Source organism: Pseudomonas sp. B20(2017), assembly GCF_002113125.1.
Taxonomy (GTDB): domain Bacteria; phylum Pseudomonadota; class Gammaproteobacteria; order Pseudomonadales; family Pseudomonadaceae; genus Aquipseudomonas.
The window spans coordinates 130,450-155,822 of the sequence record NZ_NEJP01000005.1; the positions used below are offsets into that span (position 1 = coordinate 130,450).

At 61.0% G+C, this 25,373-nt stretch carries 19 protein-coding genes; 10 read left to right on the plus strand and 9 right to left on the minus strand.

The window, feature by feature from the left end:
• Positions 1-696 precede the first annotated feature (696 nt).
• From lon to cmoB, 5 genes are all read left to right on the plus strand, one after another.
• Positions 697-3,120 (plus strand): endopeptidase La, encoded by a 2,424-nt coding sequence (gene lon, locus CAF63_RS09140; RefSeq protein WP_085684586.1) that lies wholly within the window; start codon positions 697-699, stop codon positions 3,118-3,120.
• A 216-nt stretch (positions 3,121-3,336) separates the two neighbouring features.
• A complete protein-coding gene (locus CAF63_RS09145) occupies positions 3,337-3,729 on the plus strand; it encodes a protease inhibitor I42 family protein (protein WP_085684588.1) in 393 nt (130 codons plus the stop codon).
• 2 nt (positions 3,730-3,731) lie between these two features.
• Positions 3,732-4,376, plus strand: coding sequence for a lysoplasmalogenase (locus tag CAF63_RS09150; protein ID WP_178081280.1), 645 nt, complete (start codon positions 3,732-3,734; stop codon positions 4,374-4,376).
• Between the two features lie 215 nt (positions 4,377-4,591).
• Positions 4,592-5,299 carry a carboxy-S-adenosyl-L-methionine synthase CmoA gene (cmoA, locus tag CAF63_RS09155; RefSeq protein WP_219737186.1) on the plus strand — a complete coding sequence of 236 codons (708 nt, stop codon included), beginning with the start codon at positions 4,592-4,594 and terminating at the stop codon, positions 5,297-5,299.
• Positions 5,296-6,252: a tRNA 5-methoxyuridine(34)/uridine 5-oxyacetic acid(34) synthase CmoB gene (cmoB, locus tag CAF63_RS09160; RefSeq protein ID WP_085684593.1), complete on the plus strand. Its 957-nt coding sequence runs from the start codon at positions 5,296-5,298 to the stop codon at positions 6,250-6,252. Before cmoA ends, cmoB begins: the two co-directional genes overlap by 4 nt.
• 129 nt (positions 6,253-6,381) lie before the next feature.
• Here the strand turns inward: cmoB and tadA are convergent, their stop codons facing one another.
• Both tadA and CAF63_RS09170 read right to left on the minus strand, forming a co-directional pair.
• Positions 6,382-6,879 (minus strand): tRNA adenosine(34) deaminase TadA, encoded by a 498-nt coding sequence (gene tadA / locus CAF63_RS09165; RefSeq protein ID WP_085684595.1) that lies wholly within the window; start codon positions 6,877-6,879, stop codon positions 6,382-6,384.
• Complete coding sequence (locus CAF63_RS09170) at positions 6,879-8,261, minus strand: multicopper oxidase family protein (protein WP_085684597.1); 1,383 nt, start codon at positions 8,259-8,261, stop codon at positions 6,879-6,881. The genes tadA and CAF63_RS09170 overlap by 1 nt, the downstream gene beginning before the upstream one ends.
• A 128-nt stretch (positions 8,262-8,389) precedes the next feature.
• Here CAF63_RS09170 and CAF63_RS09175 point away from each other — a divergent pair, with 128 nt between their 5' ends.
• A complete protein-coding gene (locus CAF63_RS09175; RefSeq protein WP_085684861.1) occupies positions 8,390-11,533 on the plus strand; it encodes a membrane-targeted effector domain-containing toxin in 3,144 nt (1,047 codons plus the stop codon).
• A 79-nt stretch (positions 11,534-11,612) separates the two neighbouring features.
• Here CAF63_RS09175 and guaA read toward each other — a convergent pair whose 3' ends face one another.
• From guaA to CAF63_RS09195, 4 genes are all read right to left on the minus strand, one after another.
• Positions 11,613-13,190, minus strand: coding sequence for a glutamine-hydrolyzing GMP synthase (gene guaA / locus CAF63_RS09180; RefSeq protein WP_064599229.1), 1,578 nt, complete (start codon positions 13,188-13,190; stop codon positions 11,613-11,615).
• 100 nt (positions 13,191-13,290) lie between these two features.
• A complete protein-coding gene (guaB, locus tag CAF63_RS09185; RefSeq protein ID WP_085684599.1) occupies positions 13,291-14,760 on the minus strand; it encodes an IMP dehydrogenase in 1,470 nt (489 codons plus the stop codon).
• A gap of 115 nt (positions 14,761-14,875) precedes the next feature.
• Positions 14,876-15,424, minus strand: a complete 549-nt coding sequence (locus CAF63_RS09190) for a hypothetical protein (protein ID WP_011335799.1) — start codon at positions 15,422-15,424, stop codon at positions 14,876-14,878.
• A 163-nt stretch (positions 15,425-15,587) separates the two neighbouring features.
• Complete coding sequence (locus CAF63_RS09195) at positions 15,588-16,355, minus strand: sulfite exporter TauE/SafE family protein (protein ID WP_085684601.1); 768 nt, start codon at positions 16,353-16,355, stop codon at positions 15,588-15,590.
• 100 nt (positions 16,356-16,455) lie between these two features.
• Here CAF63_RS09195 and CAF63_RS09200 point away from each other — a divergent pair, with 100 nt between their 5' ends.
• From CAF63_RS09200 to leuA, 4 genes are all read left to right on the plus strand, one after another.
• The gene (locus tag CAF63_RS09200) at positions 16,456-17,343 is read left to right on the plus strand and encodes a LysR family transcriptional regulator (protein WP_085684603.1); all 888 of its coding nucleotides are present in this window, start codon (positions 16,456-16,458) and stop codon (positions 17,341-17,343) included.
• Between the two features lie 10 nt (positions 17,344-17,353).
• Positions 17,354-18,733, plus strand: a complete 1,380-nt coding sequence (gene xseA, locus CAF63_RS09205) for an exodeoxyribonuclease VII large subunit (RefSeq protein WP_007956669.1) — start codon at positions 17,354-17,356, stop codon at positions 18,731-18,733.
• 3 nt (positions 18,734-18,736) lie between these two features.
• Positions 18,737-19,558, plus strand: a complete 822-nt coding sequence (locus CAF63_RS09210) for a peptidoglycan DD-metalloendopeptidase family protein (RefSeq protein WP_085684606.1) — start codon at positions 18,737-18,739, stop codon at positions 19,556-19,558.
• A 366-nt stretch (positions 19,559-19,924) separates the two neighbouring features.
• Positions 19,925-21,604, plus strand: a complete 1,680-nt coding sequence (leuA, locus tag CAF63_RS09220; RefSeq protein WP_007956672.1) for a 2-isopropylmalate synthase — start codon at positions 19,925-19,927, stop codon at positions 21,602-21,604.
• Between the two features lie 202 nt (positions 21,605-21,806).
• On the opposite strand, the gene CAF63_RS09225 is transcribed toward leuA, so the two are convergent.
• From CAF63_RS09225 to der, 3 genes are all read right to left on the minus strand, one after another.
• Entirely contained in the window at positions 21,807-22,598 is a 792-nt protein-coding gene (locus CAF63_RS09225) for an amidohydrolase (protein ID WP_064383905.1), read from the minus strand.
• Entirely contained in the window at positions 22,586-23,734 is a 1,149-nt protein-coding gene (locus CAF63_RS09230) for a pyridoxal phosphate-dependent aminotransferase (RefSeq protein ID WP_085684608.1), read from the minus strand. Before CAF63_RS09230 ends, CAF63_RS09225 begins: the two co-directional genes overlap by 13 nt.
• A gap of 118 nt (positions 23,735-23,852) precedes the next feature.
• Positions 23,853-25,325 carry a ribosome biogenesis GTPase Der gene (gene der, locus CAF63_RS09235; RefSeq protein ID WP_085684610.1) on the minus strand — a complete coding sequence of 491 codons (1,473 nt, stop codon included), beginning with the start codon at positions 25,323-25,325 and terminating at the stop codon, positions 23,853-23,855.
• Positions 25,326-25,373 lie beyond the last annotated feature (48 nt).

Genomic DNA, 25,373 nt, shown 5'->3' on the forward strand with positions numbered 1-25,373 from the left:
GAGCGTGGGAACGATCAAGCACAAAGCTAAGCCGCCCTGACGATACCGACTGCCAGCCACAAACCGCATTCGCTGGCAGATCGATTGGGACGCAGAGCGTCCCGGGCTGCATTCCCACGCGGAGCGTGGGAACGATCAAGTTACAGCCATGCGTGGGAGGGCCTACGCCCTGCCAGGTTCCATTCCCCGGTCGACCAACCCGCGCATGGCTCCCCCAAAAAACAGGATGAGCGTTAGCTCGACAAAGCTCTTGATCTTGATCCACAGGTCCCGTCGGCAGGCTGAGTGGAGGGGTTCATCCGGGGGGTAGGCGCGCAGCGCCGTTCGACGCAGTCGAACACATCGAGAGGAGGTGCAGCGAAGCAAACCGGAGGCGATGCCCCCGGATGAATCCCGGAGCGAAGGAACCCCGAGCCTCAGCGAGCGGGCCGAACGTTGGGACAAGCCTTTTTTTGCTTACTTTTTTGAGGCGTTTGTCAAAAAAGTGAGTCGCCGTAAGGGCGAAACCGCCAGCGGCAACCCCCGCAGAAACGGATATTCACCAAAAACCCAAGAGCATGGTCGGCCCAAAGGCCGCCAAGCCCAACCCCAAAACCCTGTCAAAACCCTGAACACACAAGCAGAAACACCCATCCCCATTGAAACCACCCAAACCCTGCCCCATCTAACAGCCATACCCAATTGCGCAGGTGCCCCATGAGCGACCAGCAAGAATTCCCCGAGAACCCCGACGACATCACCGAAACCGACGCCGAACACATCGAACACCACGTCCCCGGCAAAGGCCTCGCCCTGCCCGGCCAGAACCTGCCGGACAAGGTCTACATCATCCCGATCCACAACCGCCCGTTCTTCCCGGCGCAGGTCCTGCCGGTCATCGTCAACGAAGAACCCTGGGCCGAAACCCTCGAACTGGTCAGCAAATCCGAACACCACTCCCTGGCCCTGTTCTTCATGGACACACCCCAGGAAGACCCGCGCCACTTCGACACCAAGGCGTTGCCGCAATACGGCACCCTGGTCAAGGTGCACCACGCCAGCCGCGAAAACGGCAAACTGCAATTCGTCGCCCAGGGCCTGAGTCGCGTGCGCATCAAGACCTGGCTCAAACACCACCGCCCGCCGTATCTGGTGGAAGTCGAATACCCGCACCAGCCCACCGAGCCGACCGACGAGGTCAAGGCCTACGGCATGGCGCTGATCAACGCGATCAAGGAACTGCTGCCGCTCAACCCGCTGTACAGCGAAGAGCTGAAGAACTACCTCAACCGCTTCAGCCCCAACGATCCGTCGCCGCTGACCGACTTCGCCGCCGCCCTTACCTCGGCGACCGGCAATGAGCTGCAGCAAGTGCTCGACTGCGTGCCGATGCTCAAGCGCATGGAAAAAGTCCTGCCGATGCTGCGCAAGGAAGTCGAAGTTGCGCGCCTGCAGAAAGAAATCTCCGCCGAAGTGAACCGCAAGATCGGCGAGCATCAGCGCGAGTTCTTCCTCAAGGAGCAGCTCAAGGTCATCCAGCAGGAACTCGGCCTGACCAAGGACGACCGCAGCGCCGACCTCGAACAGTTCGAGCAGCGCCTGGAAGGCAAAGTCCTGCCGACCCAGGTGCAGAAGCGTCTCGAAGAGGAAATGAACAAACTGTCGATCCTCGAAACCGGATCGCCGGAATACGCGGTCACCCGCAACTACCTCGACTGGGCGACCTCGGTGCCGTGGGGCGTATACGGCGAGGACAAGATCGACCTCAAGCACGCGCGCAAGGTACTGGACAAACACCACGCCGGCCTCGACGACATCAAGGACCGGATCCTCGAATTCCTCGCGGTCGGTGCCTACAAAGGTGAAATCAGCGGCTCCATCGTGCTGCTGGTCGGCCCGCCGGGCGTGGGTAAAACCAGTGTCGGCAAATCGATCGCCGAATCGCTCGGCCGGCCGTTCTACCGTTTCAGCGTCGGCGGCATGCGTGACGAGGCCGAAATCAAGGGCCACCGCCGCACTTACATTGGTGCGCAGCCGGGCAAACTGGTACAGGCGTTGAAAGACGTCGAAGTGATGAACCCGGTGATCATGCTCGACGAGATCGACAAGATGGGCCAGAGCTACCAGGGCGACCCGGCCTCGGCGCTGCTGGAAACCCTCGACCCGGAACAGAACGTCGAATTCCTCGACCACTATCTGGACCTGCGGATGGACCTGTCGAAAGTCCTGTTCGTCTGCACCGCCAACACCCTGGATTCGATTCCCGGCCCGTTGCTGGACCGGATGGAAGTGATTCGCCTGTCGGGTTATATCACCGAAGAAAAAGTCGCCATCGCCAAGCGTCACCTGTGGCCGAAACTGCTGGAAAAGGCCGGCGTGTCCAAGGGCAGCCTGAGCATCAGCGACACGGCGCTCAAGGCCTTGATCGACGGTTACGCCCGTGAAGCCGGCGTGCGCCAGCTGGAAAAACAAATGGGCAAACTGGTGCGCAAAGCGGTGATGAAGCTGATCGACGACCCGAAAGCGGTGATCAAGCTCGGCCCGAAAGATCTCGAAGCGTCCCTCGGCCATCCGGTGTTCCGCAACGAACAGGTGCTGTCCGGCACCGGCGTGATCACCGGCCTGGCGTGGACCAGCATGGGCGGCGCGACTCTGCCGATCGAAGCCACGCGGATTCACACGTTAAATCGTGGTTTCAAACTCACCGGGCAACTGGGCGATGTGATGAAGGAATCGGCGGAGATCGCCTACAGCTACGTCAGTTCACACCTCAAATCCTTCGGTGGCGATCCGAAGTTCTTCGATGAGGCTTTCGTCCACCTGCACGTACCGGAAGGCGCAACACCGAAAGACGGCCCGAGCGCCGGCGTGACCATGGCCAGCGCCCTGCTCTCGCTCGCCCGTAACCAGCCGCCGAAAAAAGGCGTGGCGATGACTGGCGAGCTGACGCTGACCGGGCATGTGCTGCCGATTGGCGGGGTGCGCGAGAAGGTGATTGCGGCGCGGCGGCAGAAGATTTTCGAACTGATTTTGCCGGAGGCGAATCGTGGCAACTTTGAGGAACTGCCGGATTACTTGAAGGAAGGCATTACGGTGCATTTCGCCAAGAAGTTTGCGGATGTGGCGAAGGTGCTTTTCTGACAATGATGTAGTGCCTGCACTGCCGCCTTCGCTGGCAAGCCAGCTCCCACAAGTTCAAATGGTGCTCACGAATCTTGTGTTCAACCGAGAAACCTGTGGGAGCTGGCTTGCCAGCGATGGCGTCAGCCAGGACAGCACCCACTCCCGCACGGTCACACTTTGTCTCATCTTCAGTTATGCTCGCCGTTCGTCGCCAACGCCGGAGCCACTGAATCCATGTCCCCCCTTCGCCTGTTTGTCCCCCTGTCCCTTGCCCTGCTGGCCGCCTGCGCCACGCAACCGAAAACCAACGTGACCGTGGAAAAACAGAGCGAATGCCCGGTGCAACTCAGCAACGGACAAAACCTGATCGTCACCCTGCCCAGCAATCCGAGCACTGGCTACCGCTGGGCCATTCAGGATTCGGCCGGAGGCGTGTTGCGTGCGCTCAGCCCCGAGGTCTATACCAACCCGGAAGATGCCGGCGTGGTCGGCGCGGCCGGTCTATCGACCTGGCGCTTCCAGGCCTTCGCCCCCGGCACCGGTCGTCTACGTCTGACTTCGCAGCAACCGTGGGCACCGGAAGTGTTGCCGGTGGAAACCTTTGACTGCGCCATTTCGGTGAACTGATCGTGGGCTGGCTGATCCTCGCGCTGATGGGCGCCGTGACTTTTCTGTATGGCGTCAGCACCCATGCGGCGTTGCTCTGCCTGCTGGTCAAACCGCTGCCGGTGCTGGCGTTGCTCGGCTGGCTGCACGATGCGCCGCCGAGCGAATATCGCCGCTGGATCAGCCTCGGTCTGATTTTCTCGTTGATCGGCGATGTGCTGCTGGCGTGGCCGGGGGATTTGTTTGTCTTCGGTTTGGGCGCGTTTCTGGTCGCGCATCTGGCGTATCTCAAGGCTTACCTCAGCGATTGCCGGCGCCTGGCCCTGCTGCCGCTGATCCTGGCGCTCAGTGTCGGCGCCGTGCTATTGGGCATCCTGATTTCCAATGGACTGGGTCCGTTGACCGCGCCGGTGATCGTTTACGGCACCGCCATCAGCGCCATGCTCTGGCGCGCCCTGGCCCGACTCGACAGCGGCGTGCCGCAACGTTCGGCATTGTTGGCGGCGGGCGGCGCGGTGGCGTTCGTGTTCTCCGACAGCGTGATTGGCATCAACCGGTTCGTGTCACCGTTCAATGCGGCGCCTTACATCATCATCCTCAGTTACTGGCTGGGGCAGTGGGGGATTGCCGCCTCGGCCTTCTCCCAAACCAAACGCCCCGACCTCTGAAACCGATCGTTCCCACGCTCTGCGTCCTTGTGCAAGTGACGCAGAGCGTCACGGGATGCATTCCCACGCGGAGCGAGGGAACGGTCACTTGCTGCAAAGCGGTTTATCAGACAACCCGCGCATCTGCGCGCCAGTTTGGCTAAAATGCCGGCCTTTTCATCGACACCGCCGGAACCGCCGTGAGCAAAGAACCCGATCGCATTTTCGCCCAACCGATGGCCCAGGTGCCTGACTTCGCCTTCAACGAAGACGTGGTGCGGGTGTTCCCGGACATGATCAAGCGTTCGGTGCCGGGTTACCCGACCATCGTCGAAAACCTCGGCGTGCTCGCGGCGCAGTTCGCCCAGCCGAACAGCGTGCTCTACGACCTTGGCGCCTCGCTCGGTGCAGTGACCCAGGCCCTGCGCCGCCACGTGCGCACCGACGGTTGCCGGGTGATCGCGGTGGATAACTCGGCGGCGATGGTCGAGCGCTGCCGCGAATACCTCAACGGTCAGGATTCGATGTTCCAGGAGTTGCTGCCGGTCGAAGTGATCGAAGGCGACATCCTCGCCCTCGATTTCAAACCGGCGTCGGTGGTGGCGCTGAACTTCACTCTGCAATTCATTGCCCCGGAGCAGCGCACGGCGTTGCTGTCGCGCATTCGCCAGTCGTTGTTGCCGGGCGGCGCGCTGATCCTGTCGGAGAAGCTGCGCTTCAACGATGCCGAAGAACACGCGCTGCTGACCGATCTGCACGTCGCGTTCAAACGTGCCAACGGCTACAGCGAACTGGAAATTGCCCAGAAGCGCAGCGCCATCGAAAACGTCATGAAGCCCGACAGCCTCGAAGAACACCGCGAGCGCCTGCTGGCCGCCGGGTTCTCGAAAGTCGTGCCGTGGTTCCAGTGTCTTAACTTTGCCTCGTTGATTGCCTTGCCATGATTGATCTGTCCCCCCTCGCCCGCCGTCTGGCCGGCACGCCGCTGGCCGAATGGGCCAACACCCTGCAAGTGCAGCTCGACAAGAAAATGGAGAAAGGCCACGGCGATCTGGAACGCTGGCAAAGTGCGCTGGACGCTTTGCCGAAGCTCCAGCCGACCGAAGTCGACCTGCTCGACGGCCTGAAGCTGGACACCGATTGCGACGACGCAACCCGCGCACAGATGCGCACCGCGCTGATGGGCCTGTCGCCGTGGCGCAAGGGGCCGTTCGATCTGTTCGGCGTGCACGTCGACACCGAATGGCGCTCGGACTGGAAGTGGTCGCGGGTCGCTCCGCATCTGGATCTGAAGGGCAAGCGCATCCTCGATGTCGGTTGCGGCAACGGCTACTACATGTGGCGCATGCTCGGTGCCGGCGCCGACAGCGTGATCGGCGTCGACCCGAACTGGCTGTTCTTCTGCCAGTTCCAGGCGGTGCAGCGTTATCTGTCAGAGCCGAATGCCTGGCACCTGCCGTTCCCGTTCGAAGACCTGCCGCCGAATCTGGAAGGCTTTGACACGGTGTTTTCGATGGGTGTGTTCTATCACCGTCGCTCGCCGATCGAGCATTTGCTGGCGCTGAAGGATTGCCTGGTGAAGGGTGGCGAACTGGTGCTGGAGACGCTGGTGGTCGAAGGCGACAAACATCAGGTGCTGGTGCCGGAAGACCGCTATGCGCAGATGCGTAATGTGTGGTTCTTGCCGTCGGTGCCGGCGCTGGAATTGTGGCTGCGTCGTGCGGGTTTCACGGATGTGAAATGCGTGGATGTGAGCACCACCACCGTTGAAGAACAGCGCGGAACCGAGTGGATGAAGTATCAGTCGTTGAGCGATTTCCTTGATCCGGAAGATCACAGCAAGACGATCGAAGGGCTGCCGGCGCCGATGCGGGCGGTGATTGTCGCGAAGAAGTAACCCCGATATCCAGAAAAAGGAGATCCCCTGTGGGAGCGGGCTTGCTCGCGAAGGCGGTGTGTCAGGCACATCAATGTCGACTGGCACTCCCACTTCGCGAGCAAGCCCGCTCCCACATTTGTTTTGTTTTTATTCAGTGGGCTTGGCGCGCCGCGCCCTGAAGAACTCGGTCAACACTGCCCCACACTCCTCCGCCAACACCCCGCCTTCATACAACACTCGATGGTTGAGAAAGCCCTGAGTGAAGAACTGCCCCTGACTCTGCACAATCCCGGCCTTGGGCTCCAGCGCCCCATACACTACGCGGGCGATCCGCGAATGCACGATCAACCCGGCGCACATGCTGCACGGTTCCAGCGTCACGTAGAGCGTGCTGCCCGGCAGACGATAGTTATCCACCGCTTGCGCGGCGGCGCGGATCGCGACCATTTCTGCGTGTGCGCTGGGATCGCTGGTACTGATCGGACAGTTGAAACCACGCCCGATGATCTCGCCGTCCTGCACCAGCACCGCGCCCACCGGCACTTCGCCAAGGGCTGCGCCTTGGGCCGCCAATTCCAGCGCCTCGCGCATGAAATCGCGGTCACGGCTGCGGTCGATGATCGCCGCGGGGCGAATCTGGCGCATCACTTCACCTCGATGGCGGCCATCAGGCCGGTTTCCATGTGATCGATCACGTGGCAGTGGAACATCCACACCCCCGGGTTATCCGCCACCAGCGCCACTTGCGCGCGCTCGTTCTTGCCCAGCAGATAAGTGTCGGTGAAGTACGGCACGATCTTGTGCCGGTTCGACGCAATCACCTTGAAGCTCATGCCATGCAGGTGGATCGGGTGCTGGTACTGGGTCATGTTCTTCAGTTCGAAGATATAGCTCTGACCGAGTTTCAGGCTGGCGATCGGCCGGTCGGCGCAGGTCTTGTCAGTGATGTCCCAGGCCTTGCCGTTGATCTGCCACAGGCTCGGTGGCTTGCCGTTGTCGACATTCACCGACACCGAACCGACCCATTCGAAATTGAAGTTGAGTTTCTCGGCATTGGCCAGGTCCGGCTCGGCCACCGGGTTGGCCGGCAATGCCTTTGGCCAGTCGGTCGGCGCGTCATTGTTGGCCACCGACCGCAGGGTGCCCAAGCGAACCGGACCGTTGCGCAGCGACAGTTCCTCGCCGGCCGGCGGTGCCTTGATCGCCAGGCAGATGCGCATGCCGGGACCGAGCCAGTACTCCTTGCCCAACGGGCGCGGCTCGACCGGATTGCCGTCCAGCGCGTAGATTTTTGCCTCGACGCCGGGAATATTGATGCGGTAAGTCAGGGTGTTGTCGAGGTTGAGCAGGCGTACGCGGGTGATCTGCCCGGCCGGCAACTCGATCACCGGGGTCGGCACGCCGTTGATGGTCGACAGCCGCCCCGCCGTACCGCCACGGGCGGCTTCGCGCGGAATGCTGAATTCGACGAAGTTGCCCTCGTCGTCGATATGCCAGTTTTTCAGGCTCAGGGTCTTTTCGTACCTGAACCCGGTCGGCTCGCGCTCCTCGACAATCAACGGCCCGACCAGCCCGCGCCCGAGTTCTTCGCTGCTGCTGACGTGCGGGTGATACCAGTAGCTCCCGGCGTCCGGCACGCGGAATTTGTAATCGAAATATTCACCCGGCAGTACCGGCAGCTGCGACACGTAAGGCACGCCGTCCATTTCCAGCGGCAGGCGAATGCCGTGCCAGTGAATGGTGGTCGCGACCGGCAGATGGTTGATGAACCGCACCCGCAGCCACTCGCCCTGACGCACGCGCAATTCGGTGCCCGGCGCCGACGGGCCGAACGCCCAGGCTTCAGTCTTGTACCCCGGCACCAGCTCGACGTCCAATGGCGCGGCGATCAGTTCGTAGTCATGTCCTGCGTTGGCATCCGCCACCTTGCCCAACCAGTAACGCGTCGCACCACCGGCTCCCGCACCAACCACTGCAAGACCGGCCAGACCACCGAGTATCTGTCGACGGGTAAAGGACTTGGACACAACTACCTCACGTATCTGCCGCGAGCCTGGGCGCCCGCAAAAGGCGAATACGATACACCTGCGCCTGCGAAACAGTAAGGGCGGCGCGGCGGATGGCCGCACATCCGGAACAATATCGGGTGGTAATCATGTACCGCACACCCCTTGAGCGAGTGGATCACCCTTCTCTTCCCGCTCAAGGAATAGAACGAATGAACCCGACAGAACAACGTCCGCTGCCCAACGACGCCGACAGAGCTGCACTCAAGGTCATGGCCACACAGGTGATCACGGCGTGCCCGAGCCTGAACGACACGGCCCGTCAGATTGCCATTGAAGTGCTCGCCAGACATGGCCTTACCGGCCTCGACCCCGATCACGTCTATTACCATCGATTCAGAACTGCTCAGAGCCTGTCCACATCATTCACCGGTTGGCAGCATTATGGTGAAAAACCCTATGAAAGCCTGACCCTGACGCAACTGGTGATACACCGGTTCCGCGCCACGGATCAGGACAACGCCGACTTGCTCGGTGTATACGGCGGGTTTTACAGCGCAGGACCTGACTCCGAAAACTTCGATGCAAGCAACGAAGTCCGGCTGCACGGTCACGAGGTGATCAACGACTTCTGGAACCTCAATTTCAGCGAGCGTTACCGCAACGAGCTGCAGTCGTTCTGGAATCAGCACTCCAGCGAATTCCGCACACTGGCCAAATGCAACTTCCTCGGCAAAGCCGTTGAGGCCCAAGCGCTCGGCCACCTGAACGACAAGGACTTCCAGACTGCAATCAGCGCGGTCATCGGACCGCTGACCTGGCCCGTGAGCCTGCCAAGTCTGCAAGCCGAGTTCATGCCCGGCCATGGCCTGCGGGTTTGCGCACTGGATATCGACGGCCGCGTGGCCACCGACATCCTGCGCATCATCGACTCGACCGGCCGGCAAATCCTCTATGTGCCGGGCGACAACCAACCATTTCATGTGCTGGACACCCCCACTGACATGCACTGGTGGGCCTTGCAACAGCTGAACGAGAAAGCGCCGCGCGAACTGTTCCTCAAACATTTCTCGCTGGCTGACCGGCACTGGATGACCGAACACATCAGTGACCTGATGAATCGACTGGTCAGCACCTGGGGGCATTCGGATCATCATCTGATCAACCGTAACGATCACACGGTCACGGTGGATGCATTCAGCTGGCTGCGTGACTGTGCCCATAGCGCGATGTTCGCCGAAGCGGATCTTTCCCTGACCTCAAACGCGGATCTGCGCAAGAAACTGTGGATCGGTTATCTGAGCGCCGGCCTGAAAATATTTGGCCCGATGACCGTAGTGGGCTGGCCCGTGGCATTGCCGGTCATTGGCGCCAGTCTCGCCGACATGGGGCTGAACATTGACAGGGCGGTCAATGGCAGGACTGCCGCGGAACGCAAGGAAGGTGTCCTGGCGGCCATTTTCAGCGGCATCGACGCGTTGTTTAATATTCCGTTTCTCAAGGGCACAGGCGCACTGGCGGAGCTCGACGTGCCGTCAGAAGCCATCGAAGCAAGCGAACTGACAGAAGCCGATACAGCAGCGGAACTGGAGCCAGAACAACCGAATGACATCGTGTCTGTTCTGCCAGAACAGCCCTCGGTCATATCCGAACCAGTGCAAGCTTCACAAATCCCGCAACGCTTTCAATCCAATGCAATCCTCGACGGTCTTGATCCGGTTACTGAGCCGGGCAAATATCGCGGCATCTACAGACTCGACACCGATCCTCCCTACGCCATCCAGATGAACGACACGGCCTACTGCGTCCGTTACTTCAACGACTCACAGGGTGGCGGATTCTGGGCGATCATCGACCCGGCCAAACCCAGCCAACTGATCCACGCCATACCCGTGCGCTTGAACAGCGAAGGCCTGTGGGAGCGCATGACTCAACTGGGACTCAAGGGAGGCGGCCAGTGCCTGGGCAGGCAATGCACCGTCGATGTGGCACTTGAGCTTGATACACGCGAACCCTCGCCCGCTGAGCCGGAGCCGTTGGTCACACAACCTGGACCGTCAAACCCTGCGCCCAGCGAGCCAACGGCCATCCGATTGGTCAAGACGCCTTACGCAGTCGATCCGCAGCGGGAGTTCGAACTGAGGCGTTGGGCCCTGCAATTACGTGAAACCCATATTCAACTGCGAATTGGCCCTGACGGCGGGCTGATCGCTCCGGATCGCTATGCCCTGTATTTCGCCGATAAAGCCCGGGCGCTTCGGATCTCCGCCAGGCGCTTCTACAAGAATCTGCCATGGGCCAATCTGCCGCCACGCCCGCCGATACCTGCAATTACCTCTTCAATGACCTTCATGGATTTCGTTGCACAGGCACTCAAGGAAGCGCCCGGCCTGGTGATCGGCGAAACCCCGGGCCGAATCACCAGCATGCGACTGATCATTGAAAACATGCCTGCTCTGGCGCGCGAAGGCGTCAAGACGCTTTATGTGCGCCGACTGCTCAGCGACTTTGCCCAGGCTGACCTGAATGCATACTTCAAGTCCGGCGTCATGTCCGAGGACTTGCAGAAGTACCTGAGTCGCCTCGGTACCGATCCGGCAGGGCAGTTCGACGAACTGGCACTGATCAAAAGCGCCCGAGAAAACGGTATTCGAGTCCAGGCGACCGATTGCGCGGCCTCCTACAAAAGGCCCGATACGCTCGCACGGCCCGAGGAGCAAATCATGACCAATCACCTGACAGCCGACATCATGTTTATCGACAAGAACCTGAATGACGTCGGCAAGTGGGTGGTACTGACAGGCGTGGAAAACACCAATACGTTCAGGGGCGTTGCCGGCATCAGCGAACTGGAAGGCGGCATCGGTTTGCGCATTGAAGAAGTTGATCCGGGACTGGGCGAACGTGTCTCACCGGACCCAGGCATCGATATAGAACGGGGCCCGCATTCAGAAACGCTGGTACAACGCGGGACTTTCGATACCCATTACGTCGACGCACTGGTGCAATTGGAAGCGGCCCCGGTCAGCCGAAGCGAACTGCAAATACACCGACTGCTGTATCGCGCGGGCATGTATGTTTTCGAACGTTCGCAAGGTACCTATCGGTTGTTCCACAGAAGTCTGAACGGCGAGATTGTACAAACCCCTGTCCAGACCTTCGCAGACGGGCGCTATTACATTGATCGCCCGTCCTGGGGTCCGGTACACCGCGTCGCCTACGATAATCTAGAGCAGTTATCCAGCGCACTGAAACAGATGGGGCTGCAACTGCAAAGCCGCCTTCCCCACTGACCTGCCCATTGCCACAAACAAAAAAACCCTGGCCGAAGCCAGGGTTTTTCATTGCATCAATACAACCGGTGTCGCGGGATCATTCCCACTCAATCGTCGCCGGCGGCTTGCTCGACACGTCGTAAGTAACGCGCGAAATACCTTCGATTTCATTGATGATGCGGCCGGAAACGGTTTCCAGCAGTTCGTAAGGCAGGTGTGCCCAACGTGCGGTCATGAAGTCGATGGTTTCCACGGCACGCAGGGCAACGACCCAGGCGTAACGACGGCCGTCGCCGACCACGCCAACCGATTTCACCGGCTGGAACACTACGAAGGCCTGGCTGACCTTGTGGTACCAGTCGGCCTTGCGCAGTTCTTCGATGAAGATGTGGTCGGCGCGACGCAGCAGGTCGGCGTATTCCTTCTTCACTTCGCCGAGGATGCGCACGCCCAGGCCCGGGCCCGGGAACGGGTGACGGTAGACCATGTCGTACGGCAGGCCCAGTTCCAGGCCCAGACGACGGACTTCGTCCTTGAACAGTTCGCGCAGAGGCTCGACCAGTTTCAGGTTCATCTCTTCCGGCAGGCCGCCCACGTTGTGGTGCGACTTGATCACGTGGGCCTTGCCGCTTTTCGCGCCAGCCGACTCGATCACGTCCGGGTAAATGGTGCCCTGAGCGAGGTACTTGATGTTGTCCAGCTTGCAGGATTCGGCATCGAACACGTCGATGAAGGTACGGCCGATGATCTTGCGCTTCTTCTCTGGATCGGCTTCGCCGGCCAGGTTGTTCAGGAACTGGTCTTCCGCGTTGGCGCGGATCACCTTGACGCCCATGTTCTCGGCGAACATGGCCATAACCTGTTCACCTTCGTGCAGACGCAGCAGGCCGTTGTCGACGAAGACGCAGGTCAGTTGATCACCGATGGCCTTGTGCAGCAGCGCCGCAACTACCGAGGAGTCCACACCGCCGGACAGACCCAGCAACACGTTGTCGGTACCGACCTGTGCGCGGATGTTGGCGATGGCGTCTTCGGCGATCTTCGACGGAGTCCACAGGGCTTCACAGCCGCAGATGTCGAGAACGAAGCGCGACAGGATGCGACCGCCCTGCTTGGTGTGGGTCACTTCCGGGTGGAACTGCACGCCGTAGTAAGCGCGCTCGTCGTTGAACATGCCGGCGATCGGGCAGCTCGGGGTGCTGGCCAGGATGTGGAAATCGCTTGGCATCCTGGTGACCTTGTCACCGTGGCTCATCCACACGTCGAGGCCGAACAGGCCGTCGGCGTCGATGTGGTCTTCGATGCCGTCGAGCAGGCGGCTCTTGCCGACCACGTCAACGCGGGCATAACCGAACTCACGCAGTTCGGAGCCTTCAACCTTGCCGCCCAGTTGCTCGGCCATGGTCTGCATGCCGTAGCAGATACCGAAGACCGGAACACCCAGGTCGAACACCGCTTGCGGGCAGCGCGGGCTGTTGGCTTCGTGCACGGACTCGGGACCGCCGGCGAGGATCACGCCTTTTGGCGCGAATTCGCGGATCGCATCTTCGTCCATGTCGAACGGGTGCAGTTCGCAGTACACACCGATCTCGCGCACGCGGCGGGCGATCAGTTGGGTGTATTGCGAACCGAAGTCGAGGATCAGGATGCGGTGAGCGTGAATGTCGAGGGCCATGATTCAGTCTCGTCTAAGTAATTCAGAAACAGTCTTTGATTCAGAAACGACTCGGGGCTGAATAAAACAGCCCCGGTCATTTAACGTTTTGCTTGAAGCCTCAACCTACGCGGTAGTTTGGCGCTTCCTTGGTGATCTGCACGTCGTGAACGTGGGACTCGGCCATGCCGGCACCGGTGATCCGCACGAACTCAGGCTTGGTGCGCATCTCTTCGATGTTGGCGCTGCCGGTGTAACCCATCGAGGAACGCAGACCGCCCATCAACTGGTGAATGATCGCGGTCAGGGTGCCTTTGTACGGCACGCGACCCTCGATACCTTCCGGAACCAGCTTCTCGGCGCCTGCCGAGGAGTCCTGGAAGTAACGGTCGGAGGAACCTTGAGCTTGGGACATGGCGCCCAGCGAACCCATGCCGCGATAAGCCTTGTAGGAACGGCCCTGGAACAGTTCGATCTCGCCCGGTGCTTCTTCGGTACCGGCGAACATCGAGCCCATCATCACTGCCGAGGCACCGGCCACGATGGCCTTGGACAGGTCACCGGAGAAACGGATGCCGCCGTCGGCGATCAACGGAACGCCGGTGCCTTCGAGGGCAGCGGCCACGTTGGCGATGGCACTGATTTGCGGAACGCCGACACCGGCGACGATACGGGTGGTGCAGATCGAGCCTGGACCGATACCGACCTTGACAGCGTCGGCGCCAGCTTCGGCCAGAGCCTTGGCGGCTGCGCCGGTGGCGATGTTGCCGCCGATCACCTGCACTTCAGGGAAGTTCTGTTTGACCCAGCGAACGCGGTCGATCACGCCTTTGGAGTGACCGTGTGCAGTGTCGACCACCACCACGTCCACACCGGCATTGACCAGGGCTGCAACGCGGTCACCGGTGTCTTTACCGGTGCCGACCGCAGCGCCGACACGCAGACGACCTTGATCGTCCTTGCTGGCCAGCGGGTAGGCCTTGGCTTTTTCGATGTCGTTGACGGTCATCATGCCCTTGAGGGCGAACTTGTCGTCGACGATCAGCACGCGCTCGATGCGGTGCTTGTGCAGCAGTTCACGCGCTTCGTTCTTGTCGGCGCCTTCCTTGACCGTGACCAGACGCTCTTTCGGCGTCATCACGTCGCGGACCAGGGCGTCCAGACGGTTTTCGAAACGCACGTCACGGGAGGTGACGATGCCGACCAGGTCGCCATCGTGCAAAACCGGAACGCCGGAAATGTTGTGCATGCGGGTCAGTTCGAACAGATCACGAACCGTGGCGTCAGCCTCGATGGTGATTGGGTCCTTGACCACACCGGCTTCGAACTTCTTGACCTTGCGAACTTCGGCAGCTTGCTGCTCGATGGTCATGTTCTTGTGGATAATGCCGATGCCACCTTCCTGAGCCATGGCGATTGCCAGACGGGCTTCGGTTACGGTGTCCATGGCGGCAGAAACCAGAGGAATGTTCAGCTCGATGCCACGGGTAAGGCGGGTCTTCAGACTGACTTCGTTAGGAAGCACCTCGGAATAACCGGGCACTAGGAGAATGTCGTCGAAGGTCAGAGCTTCTTGGCTGATACGCAGCATCGCGGGGGCTCCCGAGCGGGAAAATGGAAGCGCGCCATTATACTCAGACACCCTACCGGGCTCAATGTAAAACTTGTCTTATATCAATGTTGCTGATGTACGGGAAAAACGCCCCCTACAACTCGACCTTGACCCAGCTCACCGGCTGATCCAGCCAGTCGGCGAATTCGTCGATGAAACTCTGCTTGAACCCCGCTTCCAGCCAGTTGTTGAAGATGAAGCCGAGGTTGGAAAACCCGCATTCCTGCAAATACAGAAAACCGTTGATGTCGTCTTCATGCCCGCATTCAGGGCAGGTGAAGTTGTCGGTGCGGCCCGGCATCCAGTCTTCCAGGCTTTCGAACAGCGCTTCGCCAATCTCCTGGCGGCACTCGGCGCAACCGGCTTCTTCGAGAAAACCCTTGGCCGGGGTGTAGATGCAGCGCTTGGTGATGACTTCCAGCCCATTGATCGGCTCACCGAACGGCAGCGCCTCGGGGTGCAGCACCACCGCGCGGGCACCATCGGCGATGGCGTAGGCCATGCGGTTGCCGGTGCGTCCGCAGGTACTCAGCTCTTCCTTGACGATGTTCTTGCGCACCAGCCAGCGCAGGATCGCCCGGGCCCGGGGCTCGTGCACCGGCAGGTTGGAGATTTTCGGGACGATGATGCTTTGGGAATTCATGAAAAGTCCTGCGGTATGGCTTCTGACGCCTTCGCGGGCAAGCCCGCTCCCACAAGGTTCTCAGTCGCTCACACATCCTGTGTACATCTGAGAAATCTGTGGGAGCGGGCTTGCCCGCGAAGAGGCTCTAAAGGCCGGCAGCTTAATCCCTGAGACAATCCGGTCAAGTGCTTAAATAGCGACCGATCAGCGCAATCCCGCTCGCCAGCACCAGCCAGGTCACCAACCGCACGAAAGCCTCGCGGGACAGGCGCATGGTCAAACGCCGCCCAATCCACAAACCCAGCGCCATCGCCGGCAACAGGCACAGTGCAAGCATCAACAAGGGTAGCTCGGCATACACCCCGGCGATGGCAAACAGGCTCAAACGCACCACCGTGCTGCAACTGATCAGCGCACTTTGCGTGGCCCGGGCTGCGTCTTTGGGCAGTCGGCTGTTGAGGTAGATCGCATAAAGAAAGCCGCCACTGCCGAACAACGCCCCGAACAACCCGCCTACCGTGCCCATCGGCAACGCCCACCCGGCCGACAACTGCGCCGGCCGCGCCTTTATCCACAAGCTGTAAATCGCGTAGGCACTGATAAACAACCCCATCAGCAGCAACAGCAGATCGGACTTGAGGTTGAGCAGAAAGATCACCCCCAGCGTGCACCCCACCGCCATGCACGGCAGCAGCCGCAGCAATTCCGGTTTCGCCACGTCGCGCCGCGACGGGAGCAAGTTGCCGAACGCCGCGACGAAATCCAGCAATACCAACAACGGCACGATCTTCGACAGCGGCATGAACAGAATCAGGATCGGCCCGGCCACCAATGCGGTGCCGAAACCGGCAATCCCGAACACGATGTACGCCAGCGCGACGGCCAGCCCGATCACCGCCCAGCCCTGCGCGCCCCACGACCATTCGCTCAACAACCCCGCCACACTCATTCGCTCGCTTCCTTTATAAGCCTGCGATGACTTTAGCCAGCGCCGAGGGTTGCGACTAATATCATCGAAATCGCCAAGCCATCTCGAAAAGGCATGCCTCGTGCTTTCAACCCGTCAATTACGCTACTTCGTGGAAATCGCCGAGAGCGGCAGCTTCAGCGCCGCGGCCGAACGACTGTTCATCGCTCAATCGGCCTTGAGCCGGCAGATCAAGGACATGGAAACCCGCCTGCAAACGCCGCTGTTCGAACGCACCGCGCGCCAGCCCCGGCTCACCGCCGCCGGCGAAGCGTTCCTGCCCCGGGCGAGAAACCTGCTCAATGAGTTGAACAAGGCCAGCACCCTGGCCACGGAAATCGGCCTGGGCCAGCGCGGCACCTTGCGCCTGAGCCACTCCAGCACCGTACCGATCAGCGGCCGATTGTTGCGCGACATGAGCACTTACCTCGAGCAACAGCCCGGCGTTTCGCTGGACATCGGCACGCTCTCCTCTGAGGTACAACTTGAAGAACTGGCCGAGGGACGGCTCGATATCGGCCTTCTGCGTCTGCCGGTATTGCGTCAACGCGAGGGTGTTCAGATTGTGCCGCTCTACACCGAGCGTTTGCTGCTTGCAGTGCCGGCGGATCATCGACTGGCGTTGACGGAGGCGGTCGATCTGGCGCAATTGAAGGACGAAGCGTTCATCTCCATCCCGCATCCGCAGCGCGGCGGGCTGAGTTATTTGTGCGCCGACCTGTGCATGCGTCACGGTTTCTTTCCCCAGGCCGCTCGGGTGATGTCGCGCAAGACCACACAACTGCAGTTGATCCAGGCGGGATTCGGCATTGCTCTGCTGCCGGAATCAATGCAGGACATCGCGCCCGCCGGGGTGAGATTTCTGCCGCTGACTGGCGATTGCCAGAGCACCGTCGCCCTCGCCTCTCGGCAAAATCCCACAGCTCTGGTGCAACACTTCCTCCAGACATTCACCGGCGAATGCCTTTAAACTGCGATCCATGATTAAAGATCCCTTTGCAAGACTCGGCCTGGACCGCGAAGTCCTGACCGTCAGCCAGCTCAACGGCCGCGCGCGGGTGTTGCTCGAAGACGTGTTCAGCAACATCTGGGTCGAAGGCGAAATCTCCAACCTCGCCCGCCCGGCGTCCGGCCACGTGTATTTCACGCTCAAGGACAGCGGCGCGCAGGTGCGTTGCGCGCTGTTCCGCCAGAATGCTGCGCGGGTGCGTCAGGCGCTGAAGGATGGCCTGGCGGTCAAGGTACGCGGGAAGGTCTCGCTGTTCGAAGGGCGTGGCGACTATCAACTGATCCTCGATACCGTGGAGCCTGCCGGTGACGGCGCCCTGCGTCTTGCTTTCGATGCCTTGAAGGAAAAGCTCAGCGCCGAAGGTCTGTTCAGCGCCGAGCGCAAGGTGCCGCTGCCGGCGCATCCGCAGCGCATCGGCATCATCAGTTCACCGACCGGCGCGGTGATTCGCGACATCATCAGCGTGTTCCGCCGCCGCGCGCCGCAAGTGCAGCTGACGCTGATTCCGACTGCCGTTCAGGGCCGTGAAGCCACCGCACAGATCGTCCGCGCCCTGAAACTGGCGGATGCCCGCGGTTTCGACGCGCTGATCCTGGCCCGTGGCGGCGGCTCGCTGGAAGATCTCTGGTGTTTCAACGAAGAAGCCGTGGCCCGGGCGGTGGATGCCTGTGTGACGCCAATCGTCAGTGCGGTCGGCCATGAAACCGATGTGTCGATCAGCGACTTCGTGGCGGATGTGCGCGCCCCTACACCGTCCGCCGCTGCTGAACTGCTTGCCCCGGATTCCAGCCATCTGATCCGGCAGGTCGAAAGCCTGCATCGCCGACTGGTGATGCGCATGCGTGATCGCCTGATGCGTGATCGATTGCGCCTGGAAGGCATGACCCGCCGCTTGCGCCATCCCGGCGAGCGTTTGCGCCAGCAGGCACAGCGTCTGGATGACCTGGACATGCGCATGCGCCGCGCCTTCGAGCGCCAGCTCAATACCCGTCGCGAACGCCTGATCCGTCTGGAAACCCGCCTCGCCGGGCAACACCCGGGACGCCAACTGGCCCTGTTGCGCCAGCGCCTCGACAGTCTCGCTGAACGCCTGCCACGCGCCATGAACGAAGGCCTGAAACGCCGTCGACTGCAGTTGCAAAGCCAGATGCAAACTCTGCACGTGGTCAGCCCGCTGGCGACCCTCGGTCGTGGCTACAGCATTCTGCTGGATGAGCGCGGCAACGCGATTCGTAACGCCGCGCAGACCCACACCGGCCAGCGCCTCAAGGCCAGACTGGGCGAAGGCGAACTGCAAGTGCGCGTCGAGGACAATCACCTGACGCCTGTCACTCTCTCTTTACTGGACTGATCCATGCCGCGCTTTCTCGCTCCGCTGCTGTTGCTGTGCCTGACCTTCAACGCCCACGCCGACAGTTACATCACCCGCCTGCTGAACAAACCGGTGCCGGGCGGCGTGGCGGTCGTCGATCTGGGCACCGCTGCGCAAGCGCCAAAAGCCACGTATCAGGGCAAACCGGTGCTGGTGGTCAAGGAACAGAACAACTGGCTGGCGATTGTCGGCGTTCCGTTGACCGTCAAACCCGGCGTGCAACAGATCAGCAGTGGCGCCCGTAACCTCAATTTCAGTGTCGGCAACAAGAAATACCCGGAACAGCACATCACCCTGAAGAACACCCAGCAGGTCAATCCGAACCCGGCCAATCTCAAGCGCATCGAGGGCGAGCTGGCCGAGCAGATCAAGGCCTATCGCAGTTTCAGCCCGAACACCCCGAGCAACCTGCTGCTGGACAAACCGGTCAACGGGCCACTGTCGAGCAAGTTCGGCGTGCGCCGTTTCTTCAACGGTGAAGAGCGCAATCCGCACGCAGGCCTCGACTTCGCAGTGCCGGCCGGCACGCCGATCAAGACCCCGGCGGCGGGCAAGGTAATCCTGATCGGCAACTACTTCTTCAATGGCAACACCGTGTTCGTCGACCACGGCCAGGGCTTCATCAGCATGTTCTGCCATATGTCGAAGATTGACGTGCAGAACGGCCAGCAACTGGCGCGCGGCGCGGTGGTTGGCAAGGTGGGCGCTACAGGTCGGGCGACCGGCCCGCACATGCACTGGAACGTCAGCCTGAACGATACGCGGGTCGATCCGGCGATTTTCATCGGGGCTTTCCAGCCCTGATTTGCGGTGAGGCGACTGGCCTCATCGCGAGCAGGCTCGCTCCCACAGGGATTGCGCACGACGAACGGACTGCGCAATCTCTGCAAACATTCACTTTGATTCAGAGAATAAAATCTCGGAAAAAACCGCTTTCCGGGTATTCCTCTCAATTTTTTTCGACTGCTTGCCATCCTCATCCCCCGCGGTTAGGGTTGAAGGCATGAAAACCTCTCACACCCTCATTCAGCTTCGCCAGCACCGCAGCCTGTGCCTCGTCAGCGCACGACTGCCGGGCTGAATCGCTGCGCCTCGTCCCACGCTTTTCCAAGAACGTTCGTTCCACCGGCAGGCCGCCTCTTTTCGGCCCAGACAATAAGGAATTTCCCGATGAGCATGCTCAAAGACCCGTCTTCGAAATACCGCGCGTTTCCAGTGATCAACCTGCCGGATCGCACCTGGCCGTCGAAAACCATCGATGCCGCGCCGATCTGGTGCAGCTCCGACCTGCGTGACGGCAACCAGTCGTTGATCGAGCCAATGGACGCGGTGAAAAAGCTGCGCTTCTGGAAAACCCTGGTGCAGGTGGGCGTGAAGGAAATCGAAGCCTCGTTCCCGGCCGCTTCGCAAACCGACTTCGACTTCGTGCGCACCCTGATCGAAGACGGCCACATCCCGGACGACACCACCATTCAGGTGCTGACCCAGGGCCGTGAAGACCTGATCGAGCGCACCTTCGAATCCCTGCGCGGGGCGAAGAAAGCGATTGTTCACCTGTACAACGCCACCTCCCCTTCTTTCCGTCGCATCGTGTTCAACCAGGACAAGGACGGGATCAAGGCCATCGCCGTGAACGCCGCGAAGCTGTTCGTCAAATACGCAGCCATGCAGCCGGACACCGAATGGACTTTCGAGTACTCGCCGGAAACCTTCAGCGCCACCGAGCTGGAATTCGCCAAGGAAGTCTGTGACGCGGTGATCGAGGTCTGGAACCCGACACCTGAGCACAAGATCATCCTCAACCTGCCGGCCACCGTTGAATGTGCGACCCCGAACGTCTACGCCGACCAGATCGAGTGGTTCCACCGCAACATCAACCGTCGTGACAGCGTGATCATCAGCCTGCACACCCACAACGACCGTGGCACCGGCGTGGCCGCCACCGAGCTGGGCCTGATGGCCGGCGCTGACCGCGTCGAAGGCTGCCTGTTCGGCAACGGCGAGCGTACCGGCAACGTCGACCTCGTGACCGTGGCACTGAACATGTACACCCAGGGCCTCGACCCGCAACTGGACTTCTCCGACATCGATGGCGTGCGCAAGGTCGTCGAAGAGTGCAACCAGATCCAGGTTCACCCACGTCACCCTTACGTCGGCGACCTGGTGCACACCGCCTTCTCCGGCTCCCACCAGGACGCGATCCGCAAGGGCTTCGCCCAGCAGAAATCCGACGCACTGTGGGAAGTACCGTACCTGCCGATCGATCCGGCCGACATCGGCCGCAGCTACGAGGCGGTGATCCGCGTCAACAGCCAGTCGGGCAAGGGCGGCATCGCCTACTTGCTGGAACAGGAATACGGCATCAGCCTGCCACGTCGCATGCAGATCGAATTCAGCCAGGTCGTGCAGCGTGAAACCGATCGCCTGGGCCTGGAGATGACCGCGCAGCAAATCCACGCGCTGCTGCACAGCGAGTACCTGCAAGCCAACACCCCGTATGCGTTGGTCAGCCATCGCCTGCAGGAAGAAAACGGCAACAGCGCCGTCGAAGTGGAAGTGGCGAGCAAGGGTCAGGGCGAGACCAACCTGCACTGGCGCGGCAAGGGCAACGGCGCGCTGGAAGCGCTGGTGGCCGGTCTGCCGATTCCGGTGGAGATCATGGACTACAACGAACACGCTATCGGCGCAGGCACCAACGCCAAGGCGGCGGCCTACATCGAACTGCGTGTGAACGGCGAACGTGCGGTACACGGCGTGGGCATCGATGAGAACATCACCACGGCCAGCTTCAAAGCCCTGTTCAGCGCGCTGAACCGCTCGCTGAGCCAGCCGGAAGCGAAAGCGGCGTAACTGACCGCTGCAATGCAAAAGGCCCCGGAGTGCGAACTCCGGGGCCTTTTTTTGCCTGCCATTCTGGTGCTGTCTGTAATGACCCCTTCGCGGGCAAGCCCGCTCCCACAGGGGACGCTGGTGCACCCCAGACTCATGTGCACCATAGAACACTGTGGGAGCGGGCTTGCCCGCGAAAAGGCCCTTGTAGACACTGCAAGTGTCAGGTGAACTCGAAGGTGTCCGCATCCAGATTCGCCGGGAACCGCTCGCGGTAAGCCGCCAGCGAAGCCGCTTCCAGAACCACCTTGAACACCCCGTCCGCCTCCCCCGCCGCCAGCAAGGTCTCGCCCTGGAAATCCAGTACCTGACTGTCGCCGGTATACGCGAAACCCTTGCCATCGGTGCCAACCCGGTTGACCGCCGCCACATAGCACAGGTTTTCGATCGCCCGGGCCGGCAGCAGCCGGTTCCAGTGCTGACGTCGCGCGCCCGGCCAGTTGGCGGTGTACAACAGCAGATCAGTGTCCTGAGCGTCGCGGCTCCACACCGGGAAGCGCAAGTCGTAGCAGATCAGCGGACGCACCCGCCAGCCCTTGAGCTCGAACTGCACCTGGCGTTCGCCGGGGGTGTAGTGGTTGTGCTCGCCGGCCATGCGGAACAGGTGGCGCTTGTCGTAATGCAGCACCTCACCGTCCGGGCGCGCCCACAGCAAGCGGTTGCGGTGACTGCCGTCGGCGGCCTGGATAATCACACTGCCGGTGACGACCGCGTTCAGCTTCGCAGCCTGGGCCCGCAGCCATTTACTGGTCGGGCCGTTTTCGGCTTCGGCCAGGGTTTCGGACTCCATGGAGAATCCGGTGGTGAACATCTCCGGCAGGATGATCAGATCCGCACCGCGCGCCTGCTCCAGCAAGGCGTCGAAATGCTCGAGATTGGCCTGACGGTCATGCCAGGCCAGGCTGGTCTGGATCAGCGCCAGATTGAGATCGGGCAACGCACTCAGATCACGCATAGTTTGGCCGCCGCTTCCCGCAGCGTCTCCTCACGTTTGGCAAAGCACAGGCGCACCAGGCGCTGGCTTTCGGGTGGATTCTGGTAGAACACCGACACCGGAATACTCGCCACGCCGTGCTCGCGGGTCATCCACATCGCCATCTCGACATCGTTCAGGTCGGGACGAATCTGCGAATAATCGACCAGCTGGAAATAGGTGCCGGTGACCCGGGTAAAACTGAATCGCGACGGCGCCAGCAGATCACAGAACAGATCGCGCTTGGCCTGATAGAAACCCGGCAGCTCTTCGACGTGTTCCGGATGCTCGGCCATGTAATCGGCCAAAGCGAATTGCAACGGCGTCACGCCGCAGAAACTGACGTACTGGTGCACCTTGCGCAGCTCCGCCGTCAGGGCCGGCGGCGCCACGACGTAGCCGGTTTTCCAGCCGGTGACGTGATAGGTCTTGCCGAACGAGCTGACCACGAAGGCGCGCTGATACAGCTCTTCATGGGCCAGCACGCTGACGTGCGGGACGCCGTCGAACACCAGGTGTTCGTAGACTTCGTCGCTGATCACATAGATGTCGCGATCACGGATCAACGCCGCCAGCTGATCCAGCTCGGCACGGCTGATCAGCGCTCCGCTCGGGTTGTGCGGGGTGTTGAGGATAATCATCCGCGTGCGCGGGCTCAGGGCTGCGCTGAGTTGTTCGAAGTCGATGGAAAAATCTTTGAGCCCAAGTTGCACATGCACACAGCGCCCACCGGCCAGCTCTACTGCTGGCTCGTAGCTGTCGTAGGCCGGGTCGAACACGATAACTTCGTCGCCACTGTGGATAACCGCCTGGATGGCGCAAAAGATCGCCTGCGTCGCGCCCGGGGTCACGGTTACTTCGGTATCGGCATCGACATTGACGCCGTAACTGCGGGCGATTTTCGCCGCGATCTGCTGGCGCAGCGCCGGCAGGCCGGTCATCGGCGAATATTGGTTATGGCCACTGGCGATGTGTCGACCGACCGCGTCGCGCAGTGCCTGCGGGCCGTCGAAATCGGGAAAACCCTGGGAAAGGTTGATCGCTCCGGTCTGCGCCGCGAGCTGAGACATCTGCGTGAAAATAGTGATGCCGACATTCGGCAGCTTACTGGTGATCATCGGGGTTCCCTGCTCTGCCCCGGCTCTGACGACGGCGCGGGAGAGCCCGAGGATAGCCCATCCGGCGCCCATAAAAAAAGGGCGCCAAACGCGCCCCTTTTCTCTGTTCGCAGCGACCTTACTTCTTGTCGCGGCGCTTCTTGCTGGCTTTCTTGTTGTGCGACATCAAGCGACGCTTCTTGTTGACCTGGCGGTCGGTCAGCGTGTTCTTGTTGCCTTCGTACGGGTTCTCGCCGCCCTTGAACTCGATACGGATCGGCGTACCGACCAGTTTGAGCACACGACGGTAAGTATTTTCCAGATAGCGCACGTACGACTTCGGCACTTTCTCGATCTGGTTGCCGTGGATCACGATGATCGGCGGGTTCGCACCACCCAGGTGAGCGTAGCGCAGCTTGATCCGGCGGCTGTTGACCATCGGCGGCTGGTGCTCGCTGACCGCGTCTTCGAGAATCTGCGTCAGGCGGCTGGTCGGCCAGCGGGTGACCGCGGACTTGAACGAGTTCTGCACCGAGGCGTAGAGGTTGCCCACGCCAGTACCGTGCAGTGCCGAGATGAAGTGGATATCGGCGAAGTCGACGAAGAACAACCGGCGTTGCAGCTCGACCTTCACGAAATCGCGTTCGCTCGGGGTCATGCCGTCCCACTTGTTGATCGCGATCACCAGCGCACGACCTGCTTCAAGGGCGAAGCCCAGCAGGTTGAGGTCGTGATCGACCACGCCTTCGCGGGCGTCCATCACGAAGATCACCACGTTGGCGTCTTTGATCGCCTGCAGGGTTTTGACCACAGAGAATTTTTCGACTTCTTCGTGGATCTTGCCGCGCTTGCGCACACCGGCGGTGTCGATCAGCGTGTACTTCTCGTCGTTACGCTCGAACGGGATGTAGATACTGTCGCGGGTGGTGCCGGGCTGGTCGTAGACGATCACCCGGTCTTCACCGAGCATGCGGTTGACCAGGGTCGACTTGCCGACGTTCGGACGGCCGATGATGGCGATCTTGATCCCGTCTTTTTCGCTCGGGCCAGGAATGCGCTTGGCTTCCTCGCCTTCGGCGACCACTTCTTCCTCTTCACCTTCGGCCGGCTCGTCGTCATCACGCGGGAAATCGCTCAGGGCGGTTTCCAGCAATTGCGTAATGCCGCGACCATGGGCACCGGCGATCGGGATCGCGTGGCCCATGCCCAGCGGGGCGAATTCGGCGCGGGCCATTTCCGGGTCGATGTTGTCGACCTTGTTGGCCACTACGTGGGAACGCTTGTTACGTTTGCGCAAGTGTTCGGCGATCATCTGGTCGGCGGCGGTGAAGCCGGCCTTGGCATCTACCAGGAACAGAACGACATCCGCTTCTTCGATGGCCAGCAGCGACTGCTCGGCCATTTTTTCGTCCATACCATGCTCGTCACCGGAGATACCGCCGGTGTCGATCAGAATGTAGGAACGCCCTTGCCACTTGGCCTCACCGTACTGGCGATCACGGGTCAGACCGGACAAGTCGCCGACGATGGCGTCGCGAGTCCTGGTCAGGCGGTTGAACAAGGTGGACTTGCCGACGTTCGGTCGGCCCACCAGGGCGATTACGGGAACCATGCGGCTCTCCACTTCGTTATTTCAGAAAATACAAAAGCCGCTGCGAGG